Genomic DNA, 24,339 nt, shown 5'->3' with positions numbered 1-24,339 from the left:
CACGAGCACGGGTGGATCCGCCGGGATCGCAGTTCATCCTGTGGATAACCGCAGACCCACCCGTCCGAGCGTCAGCGTTCGCCGTGCCAGGAGTTCCAGAGGGCGGCGTAGGCGCCCTGGGCGTCGACCAACTCGTCGTGGGCGCCCAGTTCGACGATCTTGCCGTCCTCGACGACCGCGATCACGTCCGCATCGTGCGCCGTGTGCAGCCGGTGTGCGATCGCCACCACGGTCCGGCCCTCCAGAACGGTCGCCAGCGACCGCTCCAAGTGCCTGGCCGCGCGCGGGTCCATCAACGAGGTCGCCTCGTCCAGGACCAGCGTGTGCGGGTCTGCCAGCACCAGCCGGGCCAGAGCGACCTGCTGAGCCTGAGCCGGCGTCAGCGAGACCCCGCCGGAGCCGACCTCGGTGTCCAGCCCGTCATCGAAGCCGGCCACCCAGCCGTCGGCGTCGACCGAGCGCAGCGCTGCCCACAGGTCGGCGTCCGTCGCGTCCTGCTTGGCCAGCCGCAGGTTGTCGCGAACGCTGCCCACGAACACGTGGTGCTCCTGGTTGACCAAGGCAACGTGACTACGGACCTGCTCGGCAGACATCTGGTCCAGCGCCGCACCACCCAAGGTGATGTCACCGACGCGTGGCGAGTAGATGCCGGCCAGCAGCCGGCCCAGCGTCGACTTCCCAGCACCAGAAGGCCCTACGAGCGCCACGCGCGCACCCGGCTCGACCGTCAGCGTCACACCGTGCAGCACGTCGCGACCCTCGAGGTAGCCGAACCGCACGTCGTCGGCCAGCACAGTCCGGCCGTCCGGCTCGGCATCGCCGTCGGTCGCGGCAGTCTCCACCTCGCGGACGCCGACCAGCCGCGCCAGCGACACCTGGGCCACCTGGAGCTCGTCGTACCAGCGGATCATCATGTTGACCGGCTCGACCAGCATCTGGATGTACAGCGCACCTGTGGTGAGTGCGCCGACCGTGATCCAGCCCTGGATGGCGAAACCGCCACCGATCACCAGCACGGCGGCCAACGCGACCGTATGGGTCATGTTGATCACCGGGAACAGGATCATCCGCAGGTAGAGCGTGTACCGCTCCCACGCGACCCACTGGCCGATCCGGGTGTCACCCAGCTTGATGCGGCGGTCGCCGAGCCGGTGCGACTCCACGGTCCGGCCGGCGTCGACCGTCTCGGCCAGCGCGGATGCGACAGCGGCGTACCCCGCTGCCTCCGACCTGTAGCCGGATGGCGCACGCCGGAAGTACCAGCGGCCACCGATGATCAGGATCGGCGCAGCGATCACGACTGCCACCGCCAGCGGCGGAGCGGTGACCACGAGCGCACCGATCAGCAGACCGGCCCAGATGACCGCGATCGTCAGCTGCGGTACGGCGTCCCGCATGGCGTGCGACAGCCGGTCGATGTCCGTCGTGATGCGGGACAGCAGGTCACCGGTGCCGGCGCGCTCGAGCACGCCGGGCGGCAGCCCGACCGAGCGGACCAGGAAGTCCTCCCGCAGGTCCGCGAGCATCTCCTCACCCATGACCGCACCGCGCAGTCGCGTCAGCCGGACGAAGATCGTCTGCACCACCAGGGCGATGACGAAGCCCGTCACGACGTACGGCAGCTTCACGTCGGTCTTGCCCTGCGAGAGCTTCTCGACGACGTTGCCGAGCAGCCAAGGGCCGACCATGCCGCTCAGCGCCGCCACTGCGTTGACCAGCGTGAGCCAGCCGAACGCACGGCGGTGCCGGCGGAACAGCGTCTTCAGGTAGGCGCGCACAGTCGCGCTGCCTGCCACCGGGAGCCGCACTACTTCCTGTGGGGCTGCCGGGTCGTACAGAGGGCGCTTCACGCCAACTCCTCAACGGTTTGTTCGTCTTCACGGGTCACTACGGCGCGGTACCGCGGGTTGGTGTGCAGCAGGTCGTGGTGCGTCCCGACTGCCTCGACGCGGCCGTCCGGCACGAACACCACTCGCTCCGCCCGGTCCAGCATCAGCGGGCTCGACGTGAACACCACTGTGGTCCGGCCGGCGCGCAGCAGCTGCAGTCCGTCGGCGATGCGGGCTTCGGTGTGCGCGTCCACGGCACTGGTCGGCTCGTCGAGCACGAGGACCTGCGGGTCGACGTACAGCGAGCGAGCCAACGCCACGCGCTGCCGCTGGCCACCGGACAACGAGCGGCCGCGCTCGGTCAGCACCGCGTTCATCGCGTCGGACTCACCAGCAGGCAGCGTCTGCCGCAGTACGTCGAGAATGTCGGCGCACTGCGCTGCGTCAAGCGCCGTCTCCGGAGCGACCGCACCACTGGCCGGCACGTCGAACAGCTCGCGCACCGTCCCCGACAGCAGCACCGGGTCCTTGTCCTGCACCAGCACGACGGTGCGCGCAGACTCCAGCGGGATGTCGTCGAGGCCGACGCCGCCGAGCAGCACCGAGGCCTCACCGTCGGCTGTCGGGCTGTGACCGCCCAACCGGTCGGCCAGCAGACCACCGGCATCCGGGTCGCCGGCGACGACCGCGGTGAAGCTGCCCGCCGGGATGTGCAGGCCGGTGACCGGGTCGAGCAGGTCGCCCTGCGGCAGCTGCGCCTCGGCGGTGCCCTTGGTCTCGTCGGTCCGCTGCAGCGACAGCACCCGCGCGGCCCGCCGGGCCGACACCTTCGAGAAGATGAATGCGCTCGCCGTCTCCTCGAACGTGTGCAGCGGCACCAGCATGAACGTGATGAACCCGTACGTCGTGACGAGCTCGCCGACCGAGATCCGGCCGGACGTCACGAGCCGCACGCCCATCCAGACGACGACCACCAGGAACAGCCCGAACAACAGCACCTGCAGGGCCGCGATCAGCGACCACATCCGAGCACTGCGGACCGCGCTGCTCCGGTACTGCTGGGAGGCCTCGCGGTAGCGGTCCAGGAACAGCTGCTCGCCGCCGATGCCACGCAGTACGCGCAGACCGGCGACCGTGTCGGCAGCCAGCTCCGTGGCACGGCCGCCCTTGGCACGCTGCTCGTCGGCGCGACGCTCCGCAGGCCCCATCAGCGGCACGATCGAGAACGCCAGCACCGGCACGGCGATGAGGACCACCACACCGAGCTGGGGCTCGTAGAACAGCAGGCCGATGACGACCGCGAAGCAGGTCAGCAGCGCGGCGGCGAACCGGCCCAGCACCTCGACGAACCAGCCGATCTTCTCGACGTCGCCACTGCTGACGGCGACGACCTCACCGGCGGCGATCCGGCGGGTCAGCAGCGAGCCCAGCTCCGCAGCCTTGCGCATGAGCAGCTGCTGCAGGCGGGACGCCGTGCTGATCCAGTTGGTCACCACGGCGCGGTGGAAGAACGAGTCGGCGCCGGCCTTGGCCGCGCCGAAGGCCAGCAGCAACCCACCGGCCAGCATGAGCTTGGGCCAGGACAGGTCGATCGCGGCCTGGACGGCCAGACCGACGGCAACCGGAGCGGCGGCGATACCGCCGAAGTAGACAAGCCCCCAGAACACTGCGAGGGCTTGCCCGCGCAGCTGCTGGTGCTCCAGCCAGATGATGAGTCGGAGGCCGGAGCGGGTGTCCGGCACACCCGGGTCGGCGAACGGGATGAGGCGCAAAGACATGACGTCTCACAAACAGGCATAGAGGGATGAAAGAAGGCACCTGACCAGGCGAATAGATCAAGCCTAGGTGGCCCCGCCGACACTCCGTCAAACCGTTTTCCCACCTGGTAGTAAAGTATTCAAGGATGAAGGGAACCGGGTGGAGGAGCTGACGCGGGGGCGGCGGCTGCTGGTTCTCGGGATCTGCTGCTCGAGCCTGTTCATCGTCGGGCTCGACTCGACGATCGTGAACCTGGCGCTGCCGGCGATCCGGTCCGAGTTCGGGGCCTCGGTCGCGAAGCTGCAGTGGACGATCGACGCGTACACGCTGGTGCTGGCGAGCCTGCTGATGGTGTCCGGGTCGACCGCGGACCGGGTCGGGCGGCGGCGGACGTTCCAGGCCGGACTGGTGCTCTTCGGGATCGGGTCGTTGCTGTGCGGAGTCGCGTCGAGCATCGACCTGCTGATCGCGTTCCGGGTGCTGCAGGCCGTCGGCGGGTCGATGCTGAACCCGGTGGCGATGTCGATCATCACCAACACGTTCACCAGCCCGCGCGAGCGCGCGCAGGCGATCGGTGTCTGGGGCGGCGTGGTCGGGCTGAGCATGGCGGTCGGGCCGGTCGTGGGCGGTGCGCTGGTCGACGCTGCCGGGTGGCGCTTCATCTTCTGGATCAACGTGCCGGTGACGGTGGCCGCCGTACTGATGACCGCGTTCTTCGTGCCGGAGTCCCGCGCTGCTGTCCCGCGACGGATGGATCCGGTCGGGCAGGTGCTCGTCGTACTGCTGCTCGGCGGGCTGACGTACGGGATCATCGAGGGCCGGGCGGCGGGGTGGGGCTCGCCGCTGATCATCGGGTGCTTCTCGGTGTGCGTGGCGGCCGCGGTGACGCTTGTGTACTACGAACGCCGGCGCGAGGAGCCGCTGCTCGAACCGCGCTTCTTCCGGAGCGCGCCGTTCTCGGGAGCCACGCTGATCGCCGTGTGCGGGTTCTCGGCGCTGTCGGGGTTCCTGTTCCTCAACTCGCTCTATCTGCAGTCAGCACGTGGTTTCACCGCGCTCCATGCCGGACTGCTGACTCTGCCGATGGCTGCGATGACCGTGGTCTTCGCACCGATCTCAGGCTGGCTGGTCGGCCACCGCGGTCCCCGCGTACCGCTGGTGGTTGCCGGGACGATGCTGACGGCGTCCGGGCTGATCCTGTCGCGGCTGGGGACCTCTACGTCCACTGTGCAGTTGCTGATCGGCTATCTGGTCTTCGGACTCGGCTTCGGCATGCTGAACGCGCCAATCACCAACGCCGCGGTGTCTGGCATGCCCCGGTCCCAGGCCGGTGTCGCAGCGGCCATCGCCTCGACCAGCCGACAGGTGGGCGCCTCACTGGGGGTCGCGATCGCCGGCACCGTGCTGACAGCCCGTCTGGTCGGACCACTCGAGACCGGGTTCGTCGACGCCGCTCGCCTCTGCTGGTACGTCATCGCGGGCTGCGGTGCCTTGGTCCTGGTGCTCGGCCTCATCACGACCAGTGCGTGGGCTCGACGTACTGCGGAGGCTCTCGTCAAGGCTGGATGATGCCGGCGCGGGTCAGAGCCTTGAGGCGGCCGCGGAGGATCTTCTGGCGGCGCTCTTCGTCGGGGAACAGCGCCAGGTAGGCAGGGCCGTTGGCTGCAAGCAGATCGTCGTCGAGGCGACGTACCGTGCCGGCTGGAGCCCTGTGGGTCATGGCGGCCTGGACTGCTTCGCTGTCGATGCCGGTGAGGTGCTCGGTGAGCTGCTCCTCGGTGGTGACGCCCAGGCGGTGCAGGATGCCGAGGATCCAGGCGTAGTGGGTGGTCTTGGCGTGCGGCGCGTCCGGGTAGCGGCGGGTCAGGTACGTCGTCAGCGTGCCGGTCGCGAGGTCGAGCGGCGCCTTGTCCTCGGCAGTCGCCGCCAGTTCGCGGTACAGCCGGTCGATCTCGGTGAACTCGTTGTCGGCCAGTTCCATCAGCGCCGCGGCGAGCAGGAAGCGCCGGTCGAACTCGGGCTTGCGGCCCGGCGGGATGTCCAGCTTGTACCTGATGTCGTGCTCGAACTCGGCCCACGCGTGCTGGACCGCCGTACGGACCTGGATCTCCATCACCAGGTTCTTCAGTACGGCGTACTCCGGCAGCTCCCGGCGGTGCGCGTTCAGCCGTACCAGATAGTGCTTGCTGGCGTACCCGAACACACCCTGCGCCCGGGTGTGCGCACCCATGTCGGTGTGCTCGACGATCTCGAACTCTTCCTCGATCACCTCGCACACCCGGTCCACCGCCTCGACCAGGAACGTGATCACCCGCGCCGCCACCAGGTCGGTGATCTGGTTCAGCGGGTCGTCGTACTTCAGCCTGCTCGGGTCGTCCGGGTGCGGCTTCGACGCCTTCGCCAGGAACGACTCCGGGTCCTTGGCGCGAGCGGTGGCGGTCAGGTAGTTGATGCCCTCTTCTTCACCGATCAGCTCGTTGATCAGCGCCTCGAGCTTGCGCGCGCCACCGACGTACTGCTGGTGCACCCGCTCATAAACCGCCCCCGCCTGCTCCACCATGGCGGCACCTTAGTGGTCTTCGGCTCGCTGGTGGTGTCTATCGGTTTCTAGTGATTTCGCTAGAAAGCTGTAGAGAGCCCTCGCGACACGCTCTGGTCCTTGATTGGTCAATCTACGGAAAACGCTAGACGGGCTCATACAGTGAAAGCATGGATCCGATCCGGAATCCCTATGCGCCCGGCGCCGGTCAGCGGCCGCCTGAGCTGGCCGGACGCGACATCGAGGTGCGGCAGTTCGAGGTGGTCCTCGAGCGGGTCGCGGCAGGCAGACCGGAGCGGAGCCTGGTGCTCAGCGGACTCCGGGGTGTGGGCAAGACGGTCCTGCTGAACACGCTGCGTTCGCAGGCGATCAAGCGGGCGTGGGGTACGGGGAAGATCGAGGCTCGACCGGAGCAGAGCATCCGGCTGCCGATCGCGCAAGCGCTGCACACTGCTATGCGGGAGCTGGGGCACCGGCACCGCGACGACGACCGAGTCGACCAGTTCAGCGCCGTACTGAAGGCTTTTGCACTGCGGACCGGGGCGGAGGACCGGAAGGGGATCCGGTGGCATCCGCCGGTGGACGTAGCCGCGGCGAAGGGGCGGGCCGACTCCGGTGACCTGGAGATGGACCTGATCGAGCTGTTCACCGACGCTGCCGATCTGGCCGGTGACCTGTCTGTCGGGGTCGGACTGTTCATCGACGAGATGCAGGACATCAGTCCGGACGACCTGTCTGCGCTGTGCGCCGCTTGCCATGAGATCTCGCAGCAGAGTGCGCCGCTGGTTGTCGTGGGTGCCGGGCTGCCGCATCTGCCCGCCGTACTGTCGGCCAGCAAGTCGTACTCCGAGCGGCTGTTCCGGTACGTCCGCGTCGACCGGTTGGCACGCGATGCGTGTGACCGCGCGCTGATGGTGCCGGCCGAGAGCGAAGGCGTCCAGTACGACGAGGAGGCGCTCGACGAGCTGTACGCCCAGACCGACGGCTACCCGTACTTCGTCCAGGCCTTCGCCCACTCCACCTGGGACCACGCGCCGACCTCTCCCATCACCATCAAGGACGTCGCAGTAGCCGCCCCCGAGGCCTCCGCGGAACTCACCGTCGGCTTCTTCGGCTCCCGCTACGAACGCGCCACCCCCGCCGAACGCGAGTACATGCGCGCCATGGCCGAGCTCGGCATCGGCGTGGACGACGGCTCCGTCCCCACCGCCGAAGTAGCCAGCACCCTCAACCGCAAACCCCAGTCCCTCTCCCCAGCCCGAGACGGCCTCATCAAAAAAGGCCTGGTCTTCTCCGCCGAACGCGGCACCGTAGCCTTCACCGTCCCCCACTTCGGAAAATTCCTGCGGACGAGGACGGCTTAACGGAACTGGGGTTTCGTGTCGTGGCAGGTAGTGGATAGGGTCGAGTGTCATGACCACCCGGCGGAGCGGCCAGCGTGTGGTGACGCGTGGGCGGCATAGTCGGCGGAAGTCTTACCGGGGGCAGTGGTTCGCGGTGACTGCCTTGGCTGTGTTGGGGACTGTGGTGGTCGCGCATCCGGATGTGGCGCATCGGGCCAGCCTTGCGGCTGAGGTGGTTGCGGGGGCCGACGAACCTGTGGCTGTCGAGACGCCCAGCATGACGCCGACGCCGGTGGTGACGCCGACGCAGAAGTTCACCACTCCGTTGCGGCCGGCACCGACCTTGACGCGGAAGCCGAAGAACGCGAAGCCGAACGTGCTGGTGTCGACCGGGAAGCTCGCCGTCGTGCCGGGGTTCAACAAGGCGAGCGGGGTGCGCGACAAGCTCACCTATCGCGTGGAGATCGAGCAGGGGCTGTCGGTCAACGGAGCCGCTGTCGCGGCGGCGATCCACAAGACGCTGACGGACCCGCGCGGATGGCAGGCGCTGCACCCGGTCAGCTTCGAGCGGACCGACAAGGTCGACGCCGATCTGCGGATCATCCTCGCGACGCCCGCGCTGACCGACAAGCTGTGTCTGCCGCTCGACACCGGCGGTGAGGTGTCCTGCCGGGTCGAGGACCGGGTGGTGCTGAACGCGAAGCGGTGGATGTACGGGATCCCGTCGTACAACGGCAACGTCGAGCTGTACCGCAGCTACCTGGTCAACCATGAGGTCGGTCACGCGCTCGGGCACGGGCACTCGACCTGCACCAAGCCGAAGACCCCCGCACCGGTGATGATGCAGCAGACGAAGGGCCTGGCCGGCTGTCTGCCCAACGCCTGGCCCACCATCAAGGCAACCTGAGAAGCTAGGTACGGACGGGAGGAGCGCAGCGATGTCGTCACAGGACTTCCCGACGTACGGCCGGGGCGATCAGCCCCAGCAGCCCGAGCAGCAGCCCAGCGAGGAGCAGCACCACTACGCCCCGCCGACGCCGTACGGCGGTGGCACGTACGGCGCCGGCCCAGCCGCCCCGCCGGCCGAAGGTCCGTACGCGCCGCCCCAGCCCTACGGCACCCCACCAGGCCAGTACGGCGTCCCGCCGCAGCCGCAGGCTGGTCCGCAGCACGCCCAGCCGCCCAGCTACCGCCCCGGCATGCCGTACGGCGCCCCGTCGAACCCCGAGCCCCACCAGCTCCCCGTATACGGAAGAGAGGAGCAGCCGCGTGACCCCCGTGCAGCCCGGGTCGTCGGCCTGGCCACGGTGATCGCCGGGTTCTACGGTCTGCTCGTCATCTCCGTCCAGCGGGTCTCGCTCCGCGACATCTCGCAGGCGCCGGGCTCGCCACTCAACCACCCGCTCCGCACAGACGTGATCGACGCGATCGGCCAACTGCTGCTCGTGGTCGTCGGCGCAGGAGCCCTGTTCATGTGGATCCGCGACGTACTCGCCCGCCGCAAGGCCGGCCGCAAGCCCGAGCCGGCGGAGCTGGTCGGACTCGGCCTGGTCGCGGTGTCGCTCGTACCGATCCTGGTCTGGCTGATCATGGTGCTGTCCACCGGCCTGGGATCCATCGACGGCGCAGTCGACCGGCTGCCCACGGCGTACGGCTGGGGTGGTGCCGGTCTGCTGATCCTCGCGGTTGGCCTGTTCCTCGGGTACCGCGAACTGAAGCCCGACGTACGCAACCCGGTCGTCCAGGGCCCACCGGTCAAGGCACCCTGGGAGTGAGCGCACCAGTCGTCCTGGTGCCCGGTCTGGGCCTCGGCCCCGAGTCGTACGCCCGGACCGTGGAGCATCTCGTCACGCCGTACCACGTGGTCACACTGCCCGGGTACGGCGAACCCGCCGGCGCCCGCGAGGACCTGCACCCGCGCGCACTGGCCGTCGCCCTCGCCGAGAAGATCCGCGAGCGCTCCGTCCTCGTCGGCCACTCAGCCAGCTGCCAGATCATCGTCGAGCTCGCGGTCCGGTACCCCGAGCTGACCCACGCCCTCGTCCTGGCCGCTCCGTCCGGCGACGCCCGGATGTCGAGCTGGGTCGACCGAGCGGTCCGGCTCTTCGGCTCCGCCATACCCGACGCCCCGAAGCTGGTCCGCACCGTCACCCCGCAGTACGCGCGTACGACGCTGCCGACGATCGCCCGGGCCGGAGAGGCCTCACGGCACCATGACCTGGCCGGTGTCATCAGCCGGGTGAAGGCGCCGGTGCTGATCGTCCGCGGCAAACATGACCTGCTGTCGACGGCGGAGTGGGTCCAGCGCCTCGCCGAACTCAGCCACGGCGAGGCCCGGACGCTCGACACCGGCGCGCACATGCCCGTCGTCACCAACGGCCCGGAGCTAGCCGCTCTCATAGAACGAGCAGCCGCCCTCCCGGAAACTAGCTGACGCGTTAGACTCCGAAGCACAACCTATGCGGGAGCTCGCACCGAACATGCGCGGGCTGAGAGGGCGACAGCTAGGGTCGCCGACCGCCTGAACCTGACCGGGTAATGCCGGCGTAGGGATTGGGGTCACTCATGACCGATACCGCTGTTCGTCCTGCCAGCTCCACCGAGGCGCCGCTTGTTCTGACCACGGATGCGCCGCGGACGCTCGGCTTCTTCGACCAGTTCACGCTGTGGGGCAACTTCGGCATCTCGCTGTTCGGCCCGGTCACCGGTGCGCTCGTGGCGGCGTACACGGGCTCGCTGTGGCAAGGCCTGCTCGCGGTCGTCGTCGGCTGCGGGATCGGGGCGCTCGTGCTGGGCGGCGCGGCCGTGTTCGGGTCGCACACCGGTGCGCCGGCGATGGCCAGCCTGCGCGGGCTGTTCGGCCGTCGCGGTTCGATCGCGCCGACCGTCCTGAACATCGCTCAGAACGTCGGCTGGGCGACGATGGAGATCATCGTGATCTCGCAGGCTGCGGTCGCGGTGACGAGTGAACGCTGGCGCTGGCTGTTCGTCGTACTGGCCGGGATCATCGCGACGACGATGGCGGTCCGGCCGCTGGGCAGCGTGAAGATCCTGCGGAAGTTCATGGTGTGGCTGGTGCTGATCGCGTCGGTCTACCTGTTCGTGCAGGTGCTCAGCAAGCCGGTGCACGCGCTGCCGCAGGACAGCGTGTTCGGCTTCTGGCCGGCCGTGGACCTCGCCGCCGCGGGGGTCGTGTCGTTCGCCCCACTGGCCGCCGACTACACGCGGCACTCGCGGACCAACAAGGCTGCGTTCGGCGGGTCCGCGCTCGGCTACGGCCTGGCAGCCATCGGGTACTACGCCCTCGGCGTCGTCGCAGTCGCCACATTGCAGACCAACAGCGACGACGTGATCACCGCACTGGTCACCCTGCCGGCCGGTGCGATCGCGCTGTTCGTCCTGCTGGTCGACGAGGTCGACGAGGCCTACGCGAACGTCTACTCGACCACGATGGCCGCGCACAACCTGATCGGCCACATCGACCGCCGGTGGATCTCGGTCGCGATCGGCGTGCTCGCCACCGGCATCGCGCTAATGGTTGACCTGGGCAACTACACGCAGTTCCTGTACCTGATCGGCTCGGTCTTCATCCCGTTGTTCGCGGTCGCGATCGCGGACTTCTTCGTGGTCAGCAAGATGAACTGGGACGTCTCCGGTACGGCGAAGTTCCGCTGGCAGCCGACGCTCGCGTGGCTGATCGGATTCGTCGCGTACCAGCTCGTCAACCCGGGCACCGTGGCCGGCTGGTCCCCGTTCTGGACCGACGTACAGCAGGCCGTCTTCAACCACCACGCGGTCCCGACCTGGCTCGGCGCGACGTACACCTCGATCGTCATCTCGATGCTGGCCGCGGTTCTCCTCGGCCGGATCGGTCGGCGGCCGGCTGCCTGAGCAGTACGAGCGCCACCGCCGGGAAGATCAGCACCGACAACAACCCGGCACAGACCAGCGCGGCGGCGGTGACCGGAGTCATCAGCCCGGTCACCACGCCGATCTGCGTAGCGGTCACGATGAATGGCAACGACGTCGCCTGCAACAGCGCAACAGCCGCCGTACTGCGACGACCCAGCGTCCGCACCGACAGGTACGCGGGTACTCCGCGCAAGACGAGCAACGCCAGCAGGAACAGCGGCACCCGCACCAGCGACGCCGGATCGTCGACCAGCCCACGCAGATCCAGCCGCAGGCCACTCGTCACGAAGAACACCGGGATCAGGAAGCCGTAGCCGAGCGCCTCCAGCTTGGTCCGGAACCGGGGGTGCGAGGTCGCATCGCGGTCCACCAGACCGACGACGGCCCCGGCCAGGAACGCCCCGAGGATCGTCTCCAGCCCGAACTGCTCGGCCAAGGCCACAAAGGCGATCAGCAGCACCACAGCAGCCCGGACCCGGATCTCGGCAGTCGTGTCCTGCAACCGCAACAGGACCAGACCGATCCGCTGCGACCTGCCCGCGGTCGCCACTACCAGTCCGGTGACTGCCACGAGCAGGGCGAACAGCCCGACCATGATCAACCGCTCGCCAGCACTTCCACCCTCGGTCGAGAACACCAGCGACAACAGGAGCACAGCCGCGAAGTCGGCAATCGAAGCCGCCGCAATGGTGAACTGACCGACCGTCCCGTCCGCTTGACCGGCGTCCTTGAGCACCGGGACCACGAGCCCCAGTGAGGTCGCCGACAGGGTCACTGCGAGCAACAACGCGCTGTGCACCCAACCGGCGGCCGCGAACGCCGCCCCGGTTGCCCCACCCAGGGCGAGGGTGACCACATAGCCGAGTACGGCGAGCCGCAGGACCCGGCCACGCAGCTGGTGGACGTCGATCTCGAGTCCGGCCAGAAAGAGCAGGAACGCAAGACCCAGCAGGGACACGATCTGCACCGGCAGATCGACGTCGACCAACCCGAGGCCGTGCGGGCCGACGACGATCCCGGCCACGATCTCCAGCACGACGGCCGGCACCCGCAGGCGCGGGGCGAATCCGAGCAGCAGCGGGGCCAGCAGCGCGATCACCGCGACCGCGAACAGATTGGTGAACTCGACGTCCGGCATACCAGGTCAGTGCCGCCAGGCCTGCCGGGCGTTACAGGTCAGTCGCGCGGGAACGCGCGGAACGCTTCGAGCAGGCTGTCCCGGGTCTCGCTGCTGAGGGACTCGGGCTCGACCTGGCCGACCTCGGCGATCGTGCGGCGCATCTGCTCGACGTAGATCTCGCAGCCGTCGCAGACCGCGAGGTGCTCGACGAAGCGTTGCTCGGTCTCCGGATCCAGCTCTCCGTCGAGGAAGGCGGTAACGAGCTCGACGAGCTCCTCGCATGTCATCGCACAGCTCCGAAGTACTCCTCGAGCTCGCTGCGGACGGCAGCGCGGGCGCGGTGCAGCAGGACGCGCTGGTTCGCTGCCGAGATGCCGAGCAGGGTGCAGACCGAGCCGGCGTCCTGTCCGTCGATGTCACGCAAGGTCAGCACCACCTGTTGGCGGGTCGGGAGATTCTCTATGGCTTTGGCGACCGCGGCTCGGACCTCGTGCGCGAGGACCTCGGTCTCGGTGGACGGCCAGCGCTCGGGGAACGCTCGCCAGCCGCCCGGGTACTGGTCGTCGGGTCCACGGAAGCGGGCCGGGTCGACGGTCGGCCCGTGGTCCGGGACCAGACTCGTCCACGGTACGGTCCGATGCTCGCGCGAGCCCCGTTTGCGGGCGATGTTGACCAGGATCCGGTAGACCCAGGTCTGTAGCGACGCCCGCCCCTCGAACCGCTCGATGCCCTGCAGGACCGCCAGCCAGGTGTCCTGCACGACCTCCTCCGCACTGGCCGTGGTCGACACGAACGACCTCGCCAGCCGAAGCATCGAGCCGGACCAGTTGTTCAGCAGGCAGGCGAACGTCTCCTCGTCCCCGGCCCGCAGCCCGGCGACGAGGACGTCATCCGTCGGCAGACCGGCCGCCCCCACAAGCCGACGGTACAACAGCATGCTCAGCGGTACTCCGGGTTCTCGAAGTCGTAGCGGCATCCGGCGTCCCACTCCGACCGCTGGTTGCCGTACGCCGGGATCCCGCCGCTGTCGCGGATCATCCGGGCCAGGTGCAGCAGGTTCCAGGTCATGAACGTCGTGTTCCGGTTGGTGAAGTCGTTGTCCGGCCCGCCGGAGCCCTGATCCAGGTACGACGGACCCGGGCCGGCCTCACCGATCCAGCCGGCGTCGGACTGCGGCGGCACCGTGTACCCGAGGTGCTGCAACGAGTACAGGACGTTCATCGCGCAGTGCTTGACCCCGTCCTCGTTGCCGGTGATCAGGCAGCCGCCGACCCGTCCGTAGTACGCGTACTGACCGTGCTCGTTGAGGATCGAGGAGTTGCCGTACAAGCGCTCGATCACGCGCTTGGTGACCGAGCTGTTGTCGCCGAGCCAGATCGGGCCGGCGATCACCAGGATGTCGGCGGCCATCACCTGCTCCTGGATCGCCGGCCAGGCGTCCGTCGCCCAGCCGTGCTCGGTCATGTCCGGCCAGACGCCGGTCGCGATGTCGTGGTCGATCGCGCGGATCACGTCGACCTGGACACCCTGCTTCTCCATGATCTTCCGGCTGACGTCGATCAGGCCCTCGGTGTGGCTGACCGCCGGCGATCGCTTCAGGGTGCAGTTCAGATACAGCGCGCGCAGATCGTCGTATTCGGGCACGGTTGCTCCTAGAGAAGTTCGGCGTCCTGCTCGATGCAGAGCAGGCCTGGTCCGGTGGTGGCGAAGAGTTCGGTCATCGCGGCGTCGAGGTCCTCGCGGCGGGTGACCCGGATGCCGGTCGCACCGCAGAGTTCGGCGTACGCGGCCCAGTCGGGGTTGTGCAGTGAGGTGTGCCAGACCGGGTAGTCGGCGGCGAGTTGTTCCTTGCTGATCTTGCCGAGCGAGTGGTTGTCGAGCAGGACATGCTTGATCGGGATCCCGTACTTGACCGCGGTGGTGAGCTCGGCGGCGTACTGCCCGAACCCGCCGTCGCCGGTGACCGCGACGATCGGCCGGTCGGGCGCCGCGGCCCAGGCGCCGAGGGCCGCCGGGTAGCCGAAGCCGATCGAGCCGAGGTAGCCGGACATCAGGACCGGCTGTCCCTTCGACTCCAGGTACCGCCCGAGCGAGTACGCATGGTTGCCGACGTCAACGGTAACGACCGCGTCCAGCGGCAAGTGATTGCCTAGGGCATCGAAGACGGCGGCTGCGGAGACGCCGCGGCCGCGGTCGTCCTGAACCCGGCGGGCCTTCTCAGCACGCCAGATCGCCCATCGGTCGGCGACATCGGGACGCTGGTCGGTGGCCTTGGTGTCGGTGAGCCGGTCCGTCAACGCCTGAAGGGTCAGTGCGGCGTCGCCGAGGACGTCGACCGTGACCGCGTCGAACCGCCCGATCGCGGCGTGGTGGTCGTCGATCTGCACGATCTGCTTGTAGTTCGCGATCCCGGTGTGGTTCGAGAACGAAGCGCCGACCACGATCAGCAGATCCGACTCGTTCATCAGCCAGCTCGCCACCGGCGTACCGCTGCGACCGAGCACGCCGGCGCCGAGCGGATGCGTGTCCGGGACCAGGCCTTTGGCCTTGAAGGTGGTCAGCACCGGCGCGTTGAGTCGCTCGGCCAGTTCACGTACCTGCGACTCGGCGCCGCGCGCACCGTGCCCGACGATCATCACCGGTCGCCGGGCGTCCTGAATCACGGAGGCGGCTCGGCTCAGCGTGTCCATGGAGGGCTGGATACATCGGCGGGAGAGCCTGCCGGCTGGTGTCTTGGCGGCCGCGTCGGATGGGAGCACCTGTACCTCGTCGGGCAGTACGAGATGGGCGACGCCGCGCCCGTCGATCGCATGCTTGACCGCGAGCGCTGCGAGTTCGGCGTGGTCGCTGCCCGCCTGGACCGCAGTACTCGACACGGCGACGTCCTTGAAGACTGCGGTCAGGTCGAGGTCCTGGAAGGCGCCGCGGCCGAGAACCTTGGACGGCACCTGCCCGGAGATCGCGATCACCGGCGCGCCGTCGAGCTTGGCGTCGTACAGACCGGTGAGCAGGTTGGTCGAGCCCGGCCCGGCGATCGCGAAGCACGCGGCCGGGCGGCCGGTGAGCTTCCCGTACGCCGACGCCGCGAACGCTGCGGCTCCCTCGTGCCGGATGCCGACGTATGTCAGCTCGCCGCGCTCCTCCGCCCGCCGCATCGCCTCGGCGAACCCGAGGTTGGAGTGACCGACCATGCCGAAGACATGACTGATGCCGTGGGCAACCAACGTCTCGACCAGTACGTCGGCCACCGTGCGCACCGGCGCCGGCAGGTCGGGCAGCTGGACGTAGACGCCGTCGGCCCGCTCGTCCACCGGGTACGACGGCACGCCGTCGGAGAACCCTTCCGGCGGCTGCCCGGTGATCGGGTCGTAGTCGTACCCGTGCCAGGGGCAGCGCAGCAGACCCTTCTCGATCGAGCCCTCGCCCAACGGGCCGCCCTGGTGCGGGCACTTGTTCTCCAGGGCGCCGAGTCGCGCCCCGCAGCGAGCGAGCGCGACGCTCCGCCCGTCGACGACGACGCTGCGGACCCGCCCGTCCGCCGGCACGTCGTCCTGATCCACGCGGTGCCAGTTGCCCGACATGTAACGCCTCCCACCCGTCGCGACACCAACCTTGTGAATGAACAGTGCCGTTCCGCGGCCAGGTGTTACAGGAGGAAACTGCAGTCATGGACGAACGTTCGCTTGCCGTAACCCGTCGATCCCTGCACGGCGTCGCCGAGCTCGTGCTGGCCGGACCGCAGTACCGAAGCGGCGGTGGCATCAGGTTGCGCGTCGTACCGGGCGGCTTCGCCACCCTCGGGGATCCTGGAGTCCGCGTCGACGGCGACCGCCTGGTCACCCCGGCTGGAGAGCTGCCGCTGACCGGGACCTATCGGGCGTTGGCCGAAGCCGCCGGGCTCGAGGCGTCTCGGCTCGACGACGTCTACAGCGGCGGCCCCGGCGTACGGCCCGACGAGGAGCTGGAGGTCGACCCGACCGCCGCACGCCTGCTGGCCGACGCGTTCGCGCGTGGTGACGCGGCGCTACGACAGCTTGCTCCCGACGAGACGCCCGTGCTCTGGCCGGAGCACTTCGATGTGGCCGTCACCGTGGACGAAGTGAACTACGGGGTGTCGCCGGGCGACGAGGCCATTCCCGAGCCGTATGCGTACGTCGGCCCGTGGACGCCGCAGACAGGCGACTTCTGGAACACGTCGTTCGGCGCCGCTCGCGTGCTCGCCGAGCTGACCGACGTACTCGCGTTCTTCCAGAAAGGCAGGGCCCTAGTGACCTGACCCGGAGTAACCGGAATACTTGCCGCATGCTGAATTCCGCATTGCGCAGCCGGGCCGAGTACGCGGAACTGGGGGCCGACGGGCTGGCCGCGCGTACGACGCCTGAGCGGGACGCGCTGATCGTCAAGGCCGTCGAGGAGCTGCTGGACGGCAAGGAGTCGGTGCTCGACCTGTGCTGCGGGTACGGGCGGATCGCGTTGCCGCTGCGCAAGGCCGGGAAGGTCGTCCGCGGTTTGGACATCTCGCCGAACCTGATCGAGGCCGGCCAGGCGAAGGCGGCCGAGGAGGAGCTCGCGATCGACTGGGCAATCGGCTCGATGACCGATCTGCCGTACAAGTGGGACTCGTTCGACGCGGTGATCTGCCTGTGGACGGCGTTCCACGAACTGTTCGCCGAGGACGAGCAGATCTCGACGATCTGCGAGATCTCCCGGGTGCTGAAGCCGGGCGGGATCGCGATCATCGAAGGCCCGGCCTGGGGGCCGGCGACCGCGGCCGAGATCGCGAACGGGATGCGGCAGGGACCGGAGCACCGGATCGTCACGACCGAGTTCAGTGACAACCGCAGCGGCGTGCACTTCATCCACGACGAGATCAGCTACGGACGCCTCTGCGCGGCTGCCGGAATCGACGACTACAAGGTCTACAAACGCGACTGGGGCGGCCGCCGCCGGCTGATCCTCGAGATCCACCAGCCGACAACTTCCTGACACGTCAGGAGGAGCAGATCCCCACTCCACATTGGGGACCTGCTCCTTGTTTTACCGAGTCTAAAACCATTCCGGGAAATTCCGGAAAACTCACCTTTTTGCTTCGAGATTCAGCAAGAATCGTTTGGCGTCCAGCCCGCCGGCGTATCCGGTGAGGGCTCCGTTCGCGCCCACGACCCGGTGGCACGGCAGTACGACGCAGACCGGGTTCGCGCCCAGCGCCGTACCGACCGCCCGGGCCGCCTTCGGCTTGTCGATGTCGGCGGCAACGGTTCCGTACGTCGTCGTCGCGCCGTACGACGTGTGGGTCGGCAGGTCCGTGAGGACGAGCCGCTGGAACGGCGTCGCCAGCGCGAGATCCACCTCCAGGTCGAAGCTCTGACGCGCGCCGGCGAGGTATTCGTCGAGCTGCCGCCGTACGTCGTCCAGCGGGCGGGCCTGGCGGAGTACACGCGGGGACACCGCCCGGGCCAGGCGGGTGGTCATCGTCTCCTCGTCACCGAACGAACTGGCGACGACCCGGCCGTGCGCGATCGCGAGCAGCATCGTCCCGATCGGGGTGTCGTGCAGCGTGTAGGCGACATCGGCGTCGGGGAAAGTGGGGGGTTTCAGGTCAGGCATGGCGAGCCGGGTCAGCCGGCTCTCGAGATCAGTCATCATCTACTCCGAGTTTGCTGCGCAGGGTCGCGAGCGCGTCGCTGACGAGCCGGCGCGATGCGGCGGGCGTGGTGTCCAGAGCGGCGGCCACGCCGTGGTGGTCCAGGTCGCCGACGTACTTGAGGGTGATCGCGAAGCGTTGCCGCTCCGGGAGTTCGTTCACCGCCCGCCAGAGGTCGGGGTCAGGCCACGCGGCGGCGTCCGGGCCCTCGACCGCCACCGGTGGTGCCTCGTCCAGCGGGCGCTGCGGTTTCCGCGCCCGGTGTACGTCGGTCGCGCACCGGGCCGTGATGGTGAGGAGCCAGCTGCGCAGGTTCTTCGCCGACGTCAGCGCCGGGTATGCCGCGTACGCCTTCTCCCAGGCACGCTGCGCCGCGTCGTCGCCGTCGACCGGCCCGGCCATCGCCCGCGCCAGCCGGGCGACGTCGCGCCAGTGCGCGTCGATCAGCGCCTGGAACGGCGGCAGCTCGACCTTCTCCCGAGTCATCACGACAGTAGAACGCATGCGGGCCCCGGCGTGTGAGTCCGGATCACGAGATTGTCTAGTTAGCCGATAGACAATGGTGCGAAGATAGCTGACATGACGACGACCCTCCTCACCCGCCGTCGCGTCATCGATCTGCTGCGGACGGCGAGCGCCACCTGTCGGTGACGCGCTCCTCTGTGTCCTCTGGCGAACTCTCGCCGCTCACCTTCCTCCCAAAGGGAGTGACATGTCTGTTCCCGCCTTGCATCGTCCTGCCCTGTCCGTCGTTCCCGACTGCCCAAAAGACAGCACCGTGGAGCGGGTGGTATCCGCCGACGTCTACCGCTCCGTCTTCCGTCGCCACGCCGCCGGTGTCGTGGTGATCACCGCGGACGCCGGCCACGGCCCGGTCGGCTTCACCGCAACCTCGCTGGTCTCGATCAGCCTGCTGCCGCCGCTGGTGTCGTTCGCGATCGCCACCAGCGCATCCAGCTGGCCGACCGTGAGTACGGCGAACAGCCTGGTGATCAACTTCCTGTCCGCCGACCAGCACGCGATCGCAGGCCGGTTCGCGACCAGCGGGATCGACCGGTTCGCCGAGCCGACCCACTGGTCCCGGCTGGCCACCGGTGAGCCCGTTCTCGACGAGGCCCCGAGCTACCTGCGCGCCCAGGTCGAGCACCGTTTCGCCGTCGGCGACCACTACCTGGTCGTCGCGCGCCTTGCCACCCACACCGAACGCCGTGAACACGAGCCGCTGCTCTACCACGACGGCCACTACGCGAAAGCCCACCATGTCTAGAAAACGCCTCTCCGTCCTTTTCGCCCTCCTCGCCGTCACGGTCGCCGGCTGCAGCGGCAAGGCCGACGCCGACGACGCAGCGAAGCTCTCGCTGGACGCCGCCCTGCCCACCACGGTCCCCGACGGCACGAAGATCGTCGTCGGCGATCCCGCCACCGAGGTCGCACTGAAGCTCTCGGGTCAGTACGACAAGGTCTCGAAGTACGTGCAGTTCGCGAACCTCAGCGGTGGACCGCAGACCACTGAGGCGTTCCGGGCACACGCTCTCGACCTCGGATCGGTCGCCGAGATCCCGCCGATCAACGCGACCTGGACCGGCCTGCACGTGAAGATCGTCGCCTCCAAGTTCCGGCAGGACCCGCTCAACCACCCGATCTACAAGCTCGGCACCGCTCCCGGGGTGTCGGTGAAGACGCTGGGCGACCTGCGCGGCAAGAAGATCGCCTACAGCCCGGGCCAGGCCCAGGGCGCGCTGATCCTCAAGGTGCTGAAGAAGGCCGGGCTGACGAAGGACGACGTGAAGCTGATAGAGCTGCCGTCGACCGGTGACGTCTACTCGAACGCGCTGTCCTCGAAGCAGGTGGACGTCGCCCCGATCGGCGGCGTGCAGATCAAGCGGTACCTGGCCAAGTACGGCAAGGACGGCGCGAGCGCGATCGACCACGGTCTGCGCGACGATGCCGGGCATCTCTACGGACCTGTCGAGTCCCTCGAGGATCCCGGTAAGGCGGCCGCGATCCGCGCGTACGTCGCCGCCTGGGGTGTCGCGCAGGAATGGATCGACACGCACCCCAAGGAATGGATCCAGGGGTACTACGTGAAGGACCAGGGCCTCACCGAGTCCGACGGCCAGTGGCTCGTCGACAACGCTGGTCACCCGGACATCCCGGCGGACTGGAGCGATGCGATCGAACGCCAGCAGGTGACGATCGACCTGCTCGCGAAGGAGACCGGTAACAAGGTGATCCAGGCGAAGGATCTGTACGATTTGCGATTCCAGACCGTCGCCGCCGACGCGATCAAGGCGGGTACCAAATGAGCGCGACCACTCTTCCCGGTCTGCGTTCGCGTGCGGCGTCCGCGCGGCCCGTCGTACGGCGTCGCCGGCTCGGACCAGGGAGACCGATCAAGTTCGGCGCTGCGATCGGGCCGGTGCTGCTGCTGGTGATCTGGAGCGTCGGATCCGCGGCCGGCTGGATCGACCAACGGATCCTGTCCGCACCCTGGACCGTGGTCAGCACGGCCGGCGAGCTGATCGCGGACGGCCGGTTGCAGTCGAACCTGTGGACGTCCGCCCAGCGAGCCCTGATCGGACTCGCGCTCGGGATCGTGCTCGGCGTCGTACTGGCGTTGATCTCGGGCCTGTCCCGCCTCGGCGAGGCCGTGCTCGACGGACCGATCCAGATCAAGCGGGCGATCCCGTCATTGGCGCTGCTGCCGCTGCTGATCCTCTGGCTGGGGATCGGCGAGTCGATGAAGATCGTCACGATCCTGCTCGGGGTGTTCATCCCGATCTACATCCACACCCACAACGGCCTGCGCACGATCGACAGCCGGTACGTCGAACTCGCGCAGACGGTCGGCCTGTCCCAGTGGGAGTTCATCCGGCGCGTGGTGCTGCCGGGCGCGCTGCCCGGGTTCCTGCTCGGGCTCCGGTTCGCGGTGACCGGCGCGTGGCTGTCACTGGTCGTCGTCGAGCAGATCAACTCCACCAGTGGTATCGGCTACATGATGGAACTGGCCCGCACGTACGGACAGACCGACATCATCATCGTCGGCCTCGTTGTGTACGGCGCGCTGGGTCTGCTCTCCGACGCCGTCGTCCGTCTGATCCAGAGGAGGGCCCTGTCATGGCGCCGAACGCTAGCCTCGTGAGCACGGTCCAGGTCCGCGATCTGGTCCGCCGGTACGACGATCGCGCCGTCCTGGACGGATTGGACCTGGACATCGCACCGGGCGAATTCGTTGCCCTGCTGGGGAAAAGCGGTTCCGGGAAGAGCACGTTGCTGCGGGCGTTGGCCGGGCTGGACTACGACGTCGACGGGTCCGGTGAGCTCGCCGTACCAGAGAACGTGTCGGTCGTGTTCCAGGACTCGCGGTTGTTGCCATGGGCAAGAGTGCTCGACAACGTCGTACTCGGTCTGAACGGTGCGTTCGATCGCGGTCTGCGCAGTTTGGACGAGGTCGGGCTCGCGGGTCGCGAGAAGGCCTGGCCGAACGAGTTGTCCGGTGGTGAGCAGCAGCGGGTCGCACTCGCGCGATCGTTGGTGCGAGAGCCGGAGCTGCTGCTCGCGGACGAGCCGTTCGGGGCGCTGGATGCGCTGACCCGGTTGAAGATGCACGTGTTGCTGCGGAAGTTGTGCGCGGCGCATCAGCCCGCCGTACTGCTGGTCACGCACGACGTCGACGAGGCGATCGTGCTGGCCGATCGGGTGATCGTGCTCGATGCCGGCCGGATCGTCGCCGCGGAGACGATCGAGTTACCCGTGCCGCGGAGTGCGGCCGATCCAGGATTCGCCGCGGTCCGGTCGCGGCTTCTCGATGCTTTGGGAGTTTCGGTATGAGCAGGCAGTTGCATCTGAACGCGTTCCTGATGAGCACCGGGCACCACGAGGCGTCGTGGCGGCTGCCGGAGAGCGATCCGTTCGCGAACACGTCGGTGGCGCACTACCAGGCGCTGGCGCAGCTGGCCGAGCGCGGGAAGTTCGACTCGATCTTCTTCGCGGATTCGCCGGTGCTGTTCGGTACGGTCGGGCGGCGGCCGGCAGGCTCGCTGGAGCCGACGGTGTTGCTGACCGCGATCGCGGCCGTGACATCGCGGATCGGGCTGATCGCGACGGCGTCGACGACGTACAACGAGCCTTATAACTTGGCTCGGCGGTTCGCCAGCGTGGATCACGTGAGTGGTGGGCGCGCGGGGTGGAACGTGGTGACGACGGCGGGTCCGGATGCGGCGCTCAACTTCAATCTCGCGGACCAGCCGGCGCATGCGGAGCGGTACGAGCGGGCGGCGGAGTTCCTCGAGGTGGCGTTCAAGCTGTGGGACTCGTGGCAGGACGATGCCGCGATCGCGGACAAGGCCTCCGGTGTGTGGGCCGTCGATGATCGTGTGGTGCCCATCGATCATGTCGGACGGCACTTCCAGGTCCGTGGGCCGCTGAACCTGCCGCGGTCGCCGCAGGGGCATCCGCTGATCGTGCAGGCCGGGTCGTCGGAGGACGGGAAGGGCCTGGCGGCGCGGTACGCCGAGGCGGTGTTCACCGCGCAGCAGACGCTGGCGGACGCGCAGGACTTCTACCGTGATCTCAAGGCGCGTACGGCCGCGCTCGGGCGGGATCCCTCGGGGGTGAAGATCCTGCCCGGGATCGTGCCGGTGATCGGCTCGACGGTCGCTGAGGCCGAACGGCTGGAGCATCAGCTGGATGCGCTGATCCGGCCCGAGTACGCCCGGCTGCAGCTGGCGAAGACGCTCAAGGTGTCGCCCAAGGACCTGCCGTTCGACCAGCAACTGCCCGCTGACCTTCCGGACGAGGACGAGATCGAGGGCGCGAAGAGCCGGTACACGCTGATCGTGACGCTCGCACGGCGCGAGAAGCTGACTGTCCGCGAACTGATCGGTCGTTTGGGCGGCGGCCGCGGCCACCGGACCTTCACCGGCACGCCGGAACAGGTCGCCGACGCGATCCAGCACTGGTTCGAGGCGGGCGCGGCCGACGGCTTCAACATCATGCCACCGGTCCTGCCGTCCGGCCTGCAGACGTTCGTGGACGAGGTCATCCCGATCCTGCAGTCCCGAGGCCTCTTCCGTACCGAGTACACCGGCAGCACCCTCCGCGAGCACTACGGCCTGCCCCGGCCCGCCGGCCGCACCGCGGCGCTGGCGGAGGCAACCGCCTGAACCCGCTGGTGCTGGGCCCGCCAGGTGGCCGGCCCAGCACCAGCGCCACCCTCAGTCCACCCGCACCACGAGCTTCCCGACGGCGCCGCCGTCCTGCATGAGCCGGTGGGCTTCGCCGATCTCGTCCATGGTGAAGACGCGGTCGATCCGGATCGGGAGCTTGCCGGCGGCGACGAGGTCGACGTACTGCTGGAAGGCGGCCGTCGGCAGGTCCGAGCTCTCACCGCCGTACGCCGTGAGCCGGACGCCGTTCGGGATGTAGTCCATCGGGTAGAAGTCCGGGATCGTCCAGTTGTCGCTGAGCATTCCGGTAAAACACACCGTGCCGTGGATCGCGGTTGCTTTCAGTGTGTCCGGCAGGACATTGGTGCCGACGAGTTCGAGCGCTGCGTGAACACCGTCCGGGAGAATCTCCCGCACCTTTTCCGCAACGTTGCCGTCGTCAACGATCGGATGATCGACGCCGAGTTCGCGAAGAACATCCAGCCGGGCGGGATTCCGCGTTGTGGAGAAGACGGTCAGCCCGTGTTCCTTCGCCAGTACGGCGGCCGCGACGCCCACGGACGACGTACCGCCGCGAACCAGCAACGACTGGCCCGGCTCGATCGCGAGGCCCGTGTAGAGCGACCCGTGGGCGGTCTGCAGCATCTCCGGCAGTGCCCCGAGCGTCGCCCAGTCGAGACCGGTGGTCACCGGGATCACCGACGACGCCGGTACGACGGTGTACTCCGCGTACCCGCCGTCGTACTCGCGGCCCATCCCGCCCATCATCGCGACCACCTGCTGCCCCGGCGAGAACTCGCCGCCCGGCGCCGCGTCGACCGTCCCGGCCGCCTCGATCCCGGGGATGACCGGGAAGCGCGCGTTCGTCGCGAAACCCGCGCGGAGGTGGTACTCGGACCGGTTCAGCCCGAACGCCTCCACCTTGATCCGCACCCACCCGTCCCGCGGCTCGGGCACGGCCACCCGCCGTACCCGCATCTCCTCCGGCTCGACCGGCCCGTCCAGCACAACCGCCCGCATGTCCAT

At 68.6% G+C, this 24,339-nt stretch carries 24 protein-coding genes and 1 riboswitch; of the genes, 13 read left to right on the top strand and 11 right to left on the bottom strand.

What is annotated here, in order from left to right; translation table 11 throughout:
- Positions 1-71 precede the first annotated feature (71 nt).
- Together ABT313_RS17265 and ABT313_RS17260 are read right to left on the bottom strand one after the other, a co-directional pair.
- On the bottom strand, positions 72-1,850 hold the full coding sequence (locus ABT313_RS17265; protein ID WP_350854035.1) for an ABC transporter ATP-binding protein: 1,779 nt from the start codon (positions 1,848-1,850) through the stop codon (positions 72-74).
- Complete coding sequence (locus tag ABT313_RS17260) at positions 1,847-3,607, bottom strand: ABC transporter transmembrane domain-containing protein (protein WP_350854032.1); 1,761 nt, start codon at positions 3,605-3,607, stop codon at positions 1,847-1,849. Before ABT313_RS17260 ends, ABT313_RS17265 begins: the two co-directional genes overlap by 4 nt.
- 139 nt (positions 3,608-3,746) lie before the next feature.
- On the opposite strand from ABT313_RS17260, the gene ABT313_RS17255 reads away from it, so the two are divergent.
- Complete coding sequence (locus ABT313_RS17255; RefSeq protein WP_350854029.1) at positions 3,747-5,156, top strand: MFS transporter; 1,410 nt, start codon at positions 3,747-3,749, stop codon at positions 5,154-5,156.
- On the opposite strand, the gene ABT313_RS17250 is transcribed toward ABT313_RS17255, so the two are convergent.
- Positions 5,143-6,147, bottom strand: a complete 1,005-nt coding sequence (locus tag ABT313_RS17250) for a GTP pyrophosphokinase (RefSeq protein ID WP_350854026.1) — start codon at positions 6,145-6,147, stop codon at positions 5,143-5,145. The two genes, ABT313_RS17255 and ABT313_RS17250, sit on opposite strands and share 14 nt — an antisense overlap.
- A gap of 149 nt (positions 6,148-6,296) precedes the next feature.
- Between ABT313_RS17250 and ABT313_RS17245 the strand changes: the two genes are divergently transcribed.
- From ABT313_RS17245 to ABT313_RS17225, 5 genes are all read left to right on the top strand, one after another.
- Complete coding sequence (locus ABT313_RS17245; RefSeq protein ID WP_350854023.1) at positions 6,297-7,490, top strand: ATP-binding protein; 1,194 nt, start codon at positions 6,297-6,299, stop codon at positions 7,488-7,490.
- A gap of 133 nt (positions 7,491-7,623) precedes the next feature.
- Positions 7,624-8,376 carry a DUF3152 domain-containing protein gene (locus ABT313_RS17240; RefSeq protein ID WP_350854020.1) on the top strand — a complete coding sequence of 251 codons (753 nt, stop codon included), beginning with the start codon at positions 7,624-7,626 and terminating at the stop codon, positions 8,374-8,376.
- Between the two features lie 31 nt (positions 8,377-8,407).
- Entirely contained in the window at positions 8,408-9,244 is an 837-nt protein-coding gene (locus ABT313_RS17235) for a hypothetical protein (protein WP_350854018.1), read from the top strand.
- Complete coding sequence (locus tag ABT313_RS17230; protein WP_350854015.1) at positions 9,241-9,903, top strand: alpha/beta fold hydrolase; 663 nt, start codon at positions 9,241-9,243, stop codon at positions 9,901-9,903. Before ABT313_RS17235 ends, ABT313_RS17230 begins: the two co-directional genes overlap by 4 nt.
- 17 nt (positions 9,904-9,920) lie before the next feature.
- A riboswitch (TPP riboswitch) is annotated at positions 9,921-10,039 on the top strand.
- Positions 10,035-11,360: a purine-cytosine permease family protein gene (locus ABT313_RS17225; RefSeq protein ID WP_350854012.1), complete on the top strand. Its 1,326-nt coding sequence runs from the start codon at positions 10,035-10,037 to the stop codon at positions 11,358-11,360. (Overlaps the previous riboswitch by 5 nt.)
- On the opposite strand, the gene ABT313_RS17220 is transcribed toward ABT313_RS17225, so the two are convergent.
- The 5 genes from ABT313_RS17220 to ABT313_RS17200 are packed head-to-tail and all read right to left on the bottom strand — an operon-like array spanning position 11,302 to position 16,082.
- Positions 11,302-12,519, bottom strand: a complete 1,218-nt coding sequence (locus tag ABT313_RS17220) for a cation:proton antiporter (RefSeq protein WP_350854010.1) — start codon at positions 12,517-12,519, stop codon at positions 11,302-11,304. The two genes, ABT313_RS17225 and ABT313_RS17220, sit on opposite strands and share 59 nt — an antisense overlap.
- Before the next feature lie 38 nt (positions 12,520-12,557).
- A complete protein-coding gene (locus ABT313_RS17215; RefSeq protein ID WP_350854007.1) occupies positions 12,558-12,788 on the bottom strand; it encodes an anti-sigma factor family protein in 231 nt (76 codons plus the stop codon).
- Positions 12,785-13,438 (bottom strand): RNA polymerase sigma factor, encoded by a 654-nt coding sequence (locus ABT313_RS17210; protein WP_350854004.1) that lies wholly within the window; start codon positions 13,436-13,438, stop codon positions 12,785-12,787. The genes ABT313_RS17215 and ABT313_RS17210 overlap by 4 nt, the downstream gene beginning before the upstream one ends.
- A 2-nt stretch (positions 13,439-13,440) precedes the next feature.
- Positions 13,441-14,145: a flavodoxin family protein gene (locus ABT313_RS17205; RefSeq protein ID WP_350854002.1), complete on the bottom strand. Its 705-nt coding sequence runs from the start codon at positions 14,143-14,145 to the stop codon at positions 13,441-13,443.
- An 8-nt stretch (positions 14,146-14,153) separates the two neighbouring features.
- A complete protein-coding gene (locus tag ABT313_RS17200) occupies positions 14,154-16,082 on the bottom strand; it encodes a thiamine pyrophosphate-binding protein (RefSeq protein WP_350854000.1) in 1,929 nt (642 codons plus the stop codon).
- Between the two features lie 86 nt (positions 16,083-16,168).
- On the opposite strand from ABT313_RS17200, the gene ABT313_RS17195 reads away from it, so the two are divergent.
- Both ABT313_RS17195 and ABT313_RS17190 read left to right on the top strand, forming a co-directional pair.
- Positions 16,169-16,777, top strand: a complete 609-nt coding sequence (locus tag ABT313_RS17195) for a hypothetical protein (protein WP_350853998.1) — start codon at positions 16,169-16,171, stop codon at positions 16,775-16,777.
- 26 nt (positions 16,778-16,803) lie between these two features.
- Positions 16,804-17,487 (top strand): class I SAM-dependent methyltransferase, encoded by a 684-nt coding sequence (locus tag ABT313_RS17190; protein WP_350853996.1) that lies wholly within the window; start codon positions 16,804-16,806, stop codon positions 17,485-17,487.
- 90 nt (positions 17,488-17,577) lie between these two features.
- Here ABT313_RS17190 and ABT313_RS17185 read toward each other — a convergent pair whose 3' ends face one another.
- Positions 17,578-18,144 (bottom strand): methylated-DNA--[protein]-cysteine S-methyltransferase, encoded by a 567-nt coding sequence (locus tag ABT313_RS17185; protein WP_350853994.1) that lies wholly within the window; start codon positions 18,142-18,144, stop codon positions 17,578-17,580.
- Positions 18,137-18,631: an RNA polymerase sigma factor gene (locus tag ABT313_RS17180; RefSeq protein WP_350853991.1), complete on the bottom strand. Its 495-nt coding sequence runs from the start codon at positions 18,629-18,631 to the stop codon at positions 18,137-18,139. The genes ABT313_RS17185 and ABT313_RS17180 overlap by 8 nt, the downstream gene beginning before the upstream one ends.
- 292 nt (positions 18,632-18,923) lie before the next feature.
- On the opposite strand from ABT313_RS17180, the gene ABT313_RS17175 reads away from it, so the two are divergent.
- Genes ABT313_RS17175 through ABT313_RS17155 form a run of 5 tightly spaced genes read left to right on the top strand, consistent with a single transcriptional unit; the run spans position 18,924 to position 23,310 of the window.
- Positions 18,924-19,412, top strand: coding sequence for a flavin reductase family protein (locus ABT313_RS17175; protein ID WP_350853988.1), 489 nt, complete (start codon positions 18,924-18,926; stop codon positions 19,410-19,412).
- A complete protein-coding gene (locus ABT313_RS17170) occupies positions 19,405-20,451 on the top strand; it encodes an ABC transporter substrate-binding protein (RefSeq protein ID WP_350853985.1) in 1,047 nt (348 codons plus the stop codon). The genes ABT313_RS17175 and ABT313_RS17170 overlap by 8 nt, the downstream gene beginning before the upstream one ends.
- The gene (locus ABT313_RS17165; protein ID WP_350853982.1) at positions 20,448-21,287 is read left to right on the top strand and encodes an ABC transporter permease; all 840 of its coding nucleotides are present in this window, start codon (positions 20,448-20,450) and stop codon (positions 21,285-21,287) included. The genes ABT313_RS17170 and ABT313_RS17165 overlap by 4 nt, the downstream gene beginning before the upstream one ends.
- Complete coding sequence (locus tag ABT313_RS17160) at positions 21,284-21,976, top strand: ABC transporter ATP-binding protein (protein WP_502883993.1); 693 nt, start codon at positions 21,284-21,286, stop codon at positions 21,974-21,976. The genes ABT313_RS17165 and ABT313_RS17160 overlap by 4 nt, the downstream gene beginning before the upstream one ends.
- Positions 21,973-23,310, top strand: a complete 1,338-nt coding sequence (locus tag ABT313_RS17155) for an LLM class flavin-dependent oxidoreductase (protein ID WP_350853976.1) — start codon at positions 21,973-21,975, stop codon at positions 23,308-23,310. Before ABT313_RS17160 ends, ABT313_RS17155 begins: the two co-directional genes overlap by 4 nt.
- 51 nt (positions 23,311-23,361) lie before the next feature.
- Here ABT313_RS17155 and ABT313_RS17150 read toward each other — a convergent pair whose 3' ends face one another.
- Positions 23,362-24,339: a zinc-binding alcohol dehydrogenase family protein gene (locus ABT313_RS17150; protein ID WP_350853973.1), complete on the bottom strand. Its 978-nt coding sequence runs from the start codon at positions 24,337-24,339 to the stop codon at positions 23,362-23,364.

The sequence above is a fragment of the Kribbella sp. NPDC000426 genome (assembly GCF_040300265.1).
Taxonomy (GTDB): Bacteria; Actinomycetota; Actinomycetes; order Propionibacteriales; family Kribbellaceae; genus Kribbella.
Note: the sequence above shows the minus strand (reverse complement) of the source record. Positions and strands in the feature narration are given on the sequence as shown.

What these genes read in the sequence shown, in the direction of transcription:
- ABT313_RS17260 (WP_350854032.1), bottom strand. Translation starts at nt 3,607, where the DNA reads ATGTCTTTGCGCCTCATCCCGTTCGCCGACCCGGGTGTGCCGGACACC.
- ABT313_RS17250 (WP_350854026.1), bottom strand. Translation starts at nt 6,147, where the DNA reads ATGGTGGAGCAGGCGGGGGCGGTTTATGAGCGGGTGCACCAGCAGTAC.
- ABT313_RS17245 (WP_350854023.1), top strand. Translation starts at nt 6,297, where the DNA reads ATGGATCCGATCCGGAATCCCTATGCGCCCGGCGCCGGTCAGCGGCCG.
- ABT313_RS17235 (WP_350854018.1), top strand. Translation starts at nt 8,408, where the DNA reads ATGTCGTCACAGGACTTCCCGACGTACGGCCGGGGCGATCAGCCCCAG.
- ABT313_RS17225 (WP_350854012.1), top strand. Translation starts at nt 10,035, where the DNA reads ATGACCGATACCGCTGTTCGTCCTGCCAGCTCCACCGAGGCGCCGCTT.
- ABT313_RS17220 (WP_350854010.1), bottom strand. Translation starts at nt 12,519, where the DNA reads ATGCCGGACGTCGAGTTCACCAATCTGTTCGCGGTCGCGGTGATCGCG.
- ABT313_RS17215 (WP_350854007.1), bottom strand. Translation starts at nt 12,788, where the DNA reads ATGACATGCGAGGAGCTCGTCGAGCTCGTTACCGCCTTCCTCGACGGA.
- ABT313_RS17210 (WP_350854004.1), bottom strand. Translation starts at nt 13,438, where the DNA reads ATGCTGTTGTACCGTCGGCTTGTGGGGGCGGCCGGTCTGCCGACGGAT.
- ABT313_RS17200 (WP_350854000.1), bottom strand. Translation starts at nt 16,082, where the DNA reads ATGTCGGGCAACTGGCACCGCGTGGATCAGGACGACGTGCCGGCGGAC.
- ABT313_RS17195 (WP_350853998.1), top strand. Translation starts at nt 16,169, where the DNA reads ATGGACGAACGTTCGCTTGCCGTAACCCGTCGATCCCTGCACGGCGTC.
- ABT313_RS17190 (WP_350853996.1), top strand. Translation starts at nt 16,804, where the DNA reads ATGCTGAATTCCGCATTGCGCAGCCGGGCCGAGTACGCGGAACTGGGG.
- ABT313_RS17185 (WP_350853994.1), bottom strand. Translation starts at nt 18,144, where the DNA reads ATGACTGATCTCGAGAGCCGGCTGACCCGGCTCGCCATGCCTGACCTG.
- ABT313_RS17180 (WP_350853991.1), bottom strand. Translation starts at nt 18,631, where the DNA reads ATGACTCGGGAGAAGGTCGAGCTGCCGCCGTTCCAGGCGCTGATCGAC.
- ABT313_RS17170 (WP_350853985.1), top strand. Translation starts at nt 19,405, where the DNA reads ATGTCTAGAAAACGCCTCTCCGTCCTTTTCGCCCTCCTCGCCGTCACG.
- ABT313_RS17165 (WP_350853982.1), top strand. Translation starts at nt 20,448, where the DNA reads ATGAGCGCGACCACTCTTCCCGGTCTGCGTTCGCGTGCGGCGTCCGCG.
- ABT313_RS17155 (WP_350853976.1), top strand. Translation starts at nt 21,973, where the DNA reads ATGAGCAGGCAGTTGCATCTGAACGCGTTCCTGATGAGCACCGGGCAC.
- ABT313_RS17150 (WP_350853973.1), bottom strand. Translation starts at nt 24,339, where the DNA reads ATGGACATGCGGGCGGTTGTGCTGGACGGGCCGGTCGAGCCGGAGGAG.